Origin of the sequence: Pseudochelatococcus lubricantis, from assembly GCF_011762225.1 — a bacterium.
Classification (GTDB): Bacteria; Pseudomonadota; Alphaproteobacteria; order Rhizobiales; family Beijerinckiaceae; genus Pseudochelatococcus; species Pseudochelatococcus lubricantis.
The window spans coordinates 189,809-195,808 of sequence record NZ_JAASQI010000009.1; the positions used below are offsets into that span (position 1 = coordinate 189,809).

General features: G+C 59.1%; 5 protein-coding genes and 1 pseudogene. 4 read left to right on the plus strand and 2 right to left on the minus strand.

Annotated elements, in window-relative coordinates; translation table 11 throughout:
- The first annotated feature begins 130 nt into the window (after positions 1-130).
- Positions 131-457: a conjugal transfer protein TraD gene (locus FHS82_RS17485; protein ID WP_166955261.1), complete on the plus strand. Its 327-nt coding sequence runs from the start codon at positions 131-133 to the stop codon at positions 455-457.
- Position 458: 1 nt separating this feature from the next.
- Complete coding sequence (locus FHS82_RS17490) at positions 459-725, plus strand: conjugal transfer protein TraD (protein WP_166955226.1); 267 nt, start codon at positions 459-461, stop codon at positions 723-725.
- 151 nt (positions 726-876) lie between these two features.
- Here FHS82_RS17490 and FHS82_RS17495 read toward each other — a convergent pair whose 3' ends face one another.
- Both FHS82_RS17495 and FHS82_RS17500 read right to left on the minus strand, forming a co-directional pair.
- The gene (locus FHS82_RS17495) at positions 877-2,106 is read right to left on the minus strand and encodes a benzoate/H(+) symporter BenE family transporter (protein ID WP_166955228.1); all 1,230 of its coding nucleotides are present in this window, start codon (positions 2,104-2,106) and stop codon (positions 877-879) included.
- Positions 2,107-2,275: 169 nt separating this feature from the next.
- The gene (locus tag FHS82_RS17500; protein ID WP_208394310.1) at positions 2,276-3,034 is read right to left on the minus strand and encodes a sulfite exporter TauE/SafE family protein; all 759 of its coding nucleotides are present in this window, start codon (positions 3,032-3,034) and stop codon (positions 2,276-2,278) included.
- An 82-nt stretch (positions 3,035-3,116) separates the two neighbouring features.
- Between FHS82_RS17500 and pdxR the strand changes: the two genes are divergently transcribed.
- Positions 3,117-4,616, plus strand: coding sequence for a MocR-like pyridoxine biosynthesis transcription factor PdxR (pdxR, locus tag FHS82_RS17505; RefSeq protein WP_166955230.1), 1,500 nt, complete (start codon positions 3,117-3,119; stop codon positions 4,614-4,616).
- Between the two features lie 216 nt (positions 4,617-4,832).
- Positions 4,833-5,915: pseudogene (gene glyA / locus FHS82_RS17510) on the plus strand (serine hydroxymethyltransferase); the annotation flags it as partial.
- Between the last annotated feature and the right edge of the window lie 85 nt (positions 5,916-6,000).

Below are 6,000 nucleotides of genomic sequence, written 5' to 3' on the forward strand. Positions count from 1 at the left end.
CGCCCTCCCTCGAAAAAATCTCGGGATGGACCGGCCCGTGCCACACCGTCCCGGTAACAATACTGCGTTCCGCCTCCTGCGCAACTATCCTTACCGCATCAACCACTTGCGACAGGGAAAGGGTGCGGCAATGCGTAAACCAAGGGATTATGATTCGGAACTGAAGGCGCTTGAAGACAAGGCGCGGGAACTTAAAACCCGCAAGGTGCAGCAACTTGGCGAACTGGTGATCGCCACCGGCGCGGATACGCTCACGGCGGAAGAACTGGCCGGGGCACTGATGGTGCTGGCCGAAACCAAGGACGCCGGAAAGAGAGAGGCATGGGCCAAGCGTGGGGCCGCGTTCTTTCAAGGCAGGGCGCGGCGATCTACACCAGCACCTGACCGCGACGCTGACGGCGCTCCAACCCAATCGGGCGGCGCGCACCCGGCATCAGGCGGCGCAGGCGTGGCATGACATGCGGACATGGCAGATCGAACGCCGCAAGCGCACCCGGCATCTGATCGAACTCGGCGGCCTCGTCGTCAAATCCGGCGTTGTGGACCTGACCGGCGACGACCGCGCCATCATCTACGGCGCGCTGCTGTGGATGGCCGAAAAGCGCAATAGCGAAGAAGGCGACCGGGCGCGGGCACTCTGGGCCGGAAAGGGGAAAGAGGCGTTCGAGGCCGAACGTCAAACAGGCGCAGATGACAGAACGCGACCGCAGCAAGATCAGGTGTGACCGATGGCGGGTGGCGCGGAGACCTCAAATATCGCAGCGCCGCCCGCCATCGCGCACCGTTCAGGATAAAACTGGGCACCGCTATGTCATTGCGGGGCCTTTATAATTTCGAGAGGCGGCATCCGGTGGATAAAGTGCGAGCCCATAGTTATCACTTGGCCGCACTCTCGCTGACAGCCATATCGACACGCCGTTTTGGTAAATTGCCGTTCAACACTACATAGGCGACAAGGCCGATTGCCAGTCCCCAAAACGCGCCGCCAATGCCAAGCATCTTGATATTCGCGGCTGAGGCCAGAAAGGTGATTAGTGCGGCCTCACGCGATGCAGGGACCGCCATTGCGCCGGCGAGGCTTCCTCCGATGGTGCCGAGAAGTGCCAAACCTGCGAGCGTGGTGATAAAGGTTGCGGGAAAGGCCAAGAAGACGGCAGCGAGCGTCACGCCGAATACGCCGATCAACACATAGAATACACCCGCCGCGATGCCGCCGATCCAGCGTTTCGCCGGGTCTTCATGAGATTCCCGACCCGTCACAATGGCCGCAGTGATGGCGGCAATGTTGAAGGCGTGTGAGCCGAACGGTGCCATCAGTAGCGAACCAAGTCCGGTCACAGTCACGATGGGATTGGCACTGGTTTTGAAGCCGTCATTGCGCAGGACCAACATGCCCGGCATGTACTGGCCGGTTAGGGTAATCAGAAACAGCGGCAGAGCCACGCTCAGAAGAGCGTTCAATGAAAATTCGGGCATGGTGAAAACCGGCGCAGCAAACGTCAATTGTAAGCCCGAAAGATCAACGCGATCTTGAATGATTAGAAACGCCAATCCGATCAAAAGGATACCAACAACGGCATAGCGAGCGGTGAACCGCTTCAGTAGCACATAGGCGATAATCAGCAGCCCGACCAAAACTGGATCAGTGCTTGCTCCGCCGAAAGCACCGATTCCGAATTGTAGCAGAATGCCAGCGAGCAGGCCCGAGGCGATCCCTGGTGGGATCAGCCGGATAACCTTCTCGAAATAGCCCGAGAGCCCAAGGGCGACGAAGGCCGCTGCCGAGATGATGTAGGCTCCGACCGCTTCGGCATATGGCGTTGTGGCGAGCGCGGTCACGAGGAAGGCCGCCGCTGGCGTGGACCAGGCGGTGATGATTGGTTCGCGATAGCGCCAACTCAGGATGATGCCCGTCAGCCCTACACCGATTGAAACTGACCACACCCAAGATGTCGTAAGTTCGGGACTTAGACCGGCAACGCGTGCCGCCTGAAATACCAGAATGAACGTGCCGCCGTAGTTGACTATGACGGAGATCAGCCCCGCGACGATGGGATGAGTGAGATCATTTAACCGAAGAGGTGACGGCGAAGGGCTGGACTGCATGGTTCTGGCTATTCTCCTGAAGGCGTGCAAACACGACGCGAGCACATGCCTGAACCTACCCGAATAATGGTCTGCAATTTCATGCCATTTAGATCAATGGAACCAGACCAATTATTCTGGCCGCCTAAGCCCCAATCCGGCCGAGCTACATTGACCCCGCTCTTCTCGTTCAAGCGAGTTCCCGCACGGCTAACAGGACACCCGAGGCGAGAAGGAGCCAGATGAGCAACCGGCGGAACTGGTCATCAGTCAACCGGCGAAAAACCGCGATGCCTACTTGTGAGGAAGCCAAAGTCGCAGGGAACGCGATCGCCATCAAATTCAACGTATCCCATGAATAGTATCCCCGCCCGGCGAAGAGGATAACGGCGCCCCCGAGGATTGCGACGTTATACGGTCGCAACACGGCGCTGGTTTCGATCTTGGTCCACGGCTGCATTGCGCACCACATCGTCGGCAGTACGCCAGAGAGTGAGGCTGCGCCACCGAGGACGCCACCGAGAAAGCCGATCGTGGCATCAGCAACCGGCGTTGGACGGTCAATCGCTGGAAGTGACCGACGTAGTGTAAAGAATGCCCCATACAAAAGCATGATCCCGGCAATCGTGAGCTTCAGCGTCATCGCGCTGATAAGTGCCAGCGCAGCGGAACCGAGCGGAATCCCGACCAGTGCAGGCAGAAGGAAGCGAGCAAGGCGTCCGGTATTGCCACGCAAATCGCGGCGAATGATCCACATGCTTTGAAGGCCGCTCGCCACCGACATCGCCGCCACAATGGAGACGGCCTGCCAAGGCGGCATCACTTGGAGCCATATGCCAAGCGACATCAGGGCCGTGCCGAATCCAGCGAGTCCGTTGATGAATCCGCCAGCGGCGGCACCAGCTAGTAGGAGAAATACAAGCTCAAACGACACGTCGATCCCGCGCATTCTCAGGATTCTTTGTGCCTTGACAGCTAACCGATAAATGGTCTGAGATTTCCTGCCATTTAGGTTGAAAGGTCCATACCAATTGTTCAAACACTCGCAACTGGAATCCGTTAAGGCATGGCTCGTGAATCCCGCTCATGCAGCGATGCCGCTCCATGCGCGGATACAGAGGGCGATCCGGCAATTGATCCTTGATGGCGCGCTTGCCTCCGGTAAGCCGTTGCCCGCTTCACGCACACTCGCAAGTTCACTGGGAGTCTCGCGCGATACGGTAGAGTCGGCCTACGCCCAGCTTCATGCGGAAGGCTTTATTGAGCGTCGCGTTGGAAGCGGCAGTTTCGTCGCTGAAATGACGGGGTTTACGCCCGGTCAGCGACGTTCAAGGCGCGACGCGCTGCTGCGCAATCAAACGCCTAACCTCAGCAAGCGTGGTGCCTCCATGTTCCGCAGCGGCGGCGCACGCGAGATATTGCTATCCCGGCCGTTCACGCAAGGGGTGCCGGAAACGCGAACCTTTCCGCTCCCGCTATGGGAACGCTTGGAGCGGCAGGTTTTGAAGGAAGCGGGCACGCAGGCCCTTCTTCACGGTGACCCCCAAGGTGCCGAACCCCTTCGGAAGGCGATTGCGGACTATGTGAATCTCGAACGAGGAGCACGCGCCACGGCAGACCGCGTGTTGGTACTCACCAGTTCTCAGCAGGCCATGACTTTGTGTGCGAATATGCTGCTCGACCCCGGAGATAGGATATTCATCGAAGACCCGGTCTATTACGGCGCACGCCGGGCCTTTGACGCGGCAGGACTTGAATGTGTGCCTGTTCGTGTGGATCGTCACGGGATAGTGGTCGAACAGATCATGGAGAGTCCCCGCAAGGCGAAGGCCGTTTCTCTGACGCCTTCCCACCAGTTTCCAACCGGGGCCGAGTTGGCGCTGGATCGCCGCCTGGCGCTGATCGAATGGGCGGCACGCTATCAAGCATGGATCATTGAGGATGACTATGACAGCGAGTTCCACTACGCAGGCAAGCCCACGGCTTGCGTGCAGGGCCTCGATCGTCATGATCGGACAATCTATATTGGCACCTTCACCAAATCCCTCTTCCCGAGTTTGCGGATCGGCTATGTCGTCCTGCCGCCGCAACTGGTGAAACCCATGACTGTGGCGCGCACGCTACTCGATGGCCATACCGCCACCATCGCACAACTAACGCTTGCTCGGTTCATGGAGGGCGGGCATTTCGGGGCGCATGTTCGCGCCATGCGTGGTGTCTATGCCGAACGGCTCGAAGTGTTGACCGGCCTTGTCAATGAGCATCTTTCCCCGTTTGTCGAGTCGCATGTTCCCATTGGTGGGCTGCAAATGCCCTGCGTTCTGACATGCGATCTGTCCGAACGCGCAGCCATCGACGCGGCCCGCCGCGTTGGCATTGACCTATTGGGATTGTCGGCGCTTCACGCGGCGGGCAGCGGAAAAGCAGGTTTCTTGATGGGCTTTGCCGCCTATACGCCGGCAGAGATTGAGGTGGCGGTCAAGAAACTAGCGAGCGCGCTACAATCTGTAGCCTTACAAAAGCGCCGTTGATGCTGCCAAGCGGCACTGTCCAGTCCCCGCTGACGAATGACTTGGAAGATCGTCCCGGTGCATGCGCGGTGACACAGGGAAATTGGTCTGCCATGTGTCATATAAGTGGATGGGCGCACCAGACCACTGTCATGATAGGGAGTCCAAGTGAACAGCTCACGGCACCAGCAAGATGCCACAGCGAGCGACAAGCCAGAACCTTGAAGGAGATCAGCGATGGATGCATCGACCGCGAAGCCCTTATCTCAACCGATTGCAGATGGAGGCGTTAGCGGTGGCAGCCTGTCGGACGTAGACGAGGCTATATTTTCAGCACTAGCGGATGAGAGGGTTCGCCAGCTCAATTCCATCGAACTCATCGCCTCCGAAAACTTCGTCAGCCCGGCCGTTCTGGAGGCGCAAGGCTCGATCCTCACCAACAAATACGCCGAGGGCTATCCGCATCGCCGCTATTATGGCGGCTGCGCGAATGTGGACGTGGTTGAAGATCTCGCCATCGAGCGCGTGAAGCAGCTCTTCGGCTGCGACTATGCCAATGTGCAGCCCCATTCGGGCAGCCAGGCCAATCAGGCGGTGTTCCTCGCGCTGCTTTCGCCGGGGGACATGATTCTCGGCCTCGATCTGAAAGCCGGCGGTCATCTCACCCACGGGGCGTCCGTGAACATCTCGGGCCGCTGGTTCAATGCGGTCAGCTACGGGGTCGGCCCGAACAGCCATGTCATCGACATGAATGAGGTGGCCGAGCTTGCCCGCACGCACCGCCCGAAGCTTTTGATCGCAGGCGGATCGGCCTATCCGCGCACGCTCGATTTCGCACGCTTCCGCCTGATTGCCGATGAGGTGGGCGCGATCCTGATGGTCGATATGGCGCACTTTGCCGGGCTGGTGGCGGGCGATGCCTATCCTTCGCCATTCCCGTTCGCCGATGTCGTGACCTCGACCACGCACAAGACCCTGCGCGGACCGCGCGGCGGCTTCGTGCTGACCAACGACGCCGAGATTGCCAGGAAGATTAATTCAGCGACCTTCCCCGGTCTTCAGGGCGGGCCGCTCATGCACATCATCGCTGCCAAGGCCGTGGCTTTCGGCGAAGCGCTGCAACCTGATTTCAAGATTTATGCTCGCCGCGTGGTCGAGAATTGTCAGACACTCGCGCAGACGCTCTCCGATGGCGGATTGGCGATCACCTCGGGCGGCACGGACTGCCATCTCGCCGTCGCGGACCTTCGCCCGCTCGGCGTGACGGGCAATATTGCCGAGAAGGCGCTTGAATCGGTCGGGATCACTCTAGGTCGTAGTGAGGAATTAAGTTTTATCGCAATTGGATATGAATTGCGGCGAGCATGACGAAGCCCATGAAGTTTGCTATGAGCTTGTCGTACCG

Bases quoted from the DNA above. Each gene is read 5' to 3' on its own strand.
- FHS82_RS17500 (WP_208394310.1), bottom strand. From the start codon at position 3,034: ATGCGCGGGATCGACGTGTCGTTTGAGCTTGTATTTCTCCTACTAGCT.
- FHS82_RS17490 (WP_166955226.1), top strand. From the start codon at position 459: ATGCGGACATGGCAGATCGAACGCCGCAAGCGCACCCGGCATCTGATC.
- FHS82_RS17485 (WP_166955261.1), top strand. From the start codon at position 131: ATGCGTAAACCAAGGGATTATGATTCGGAACTGAAGGCGCTTGAAGAC.
- FHS82_RS17495 (WP_166955228.1), bottom strand. From the start codon at position 2,106: ATGCAGTCCAGCCCTTCGCCGTCACCTCTTCGGTTAAATGATCTCACT.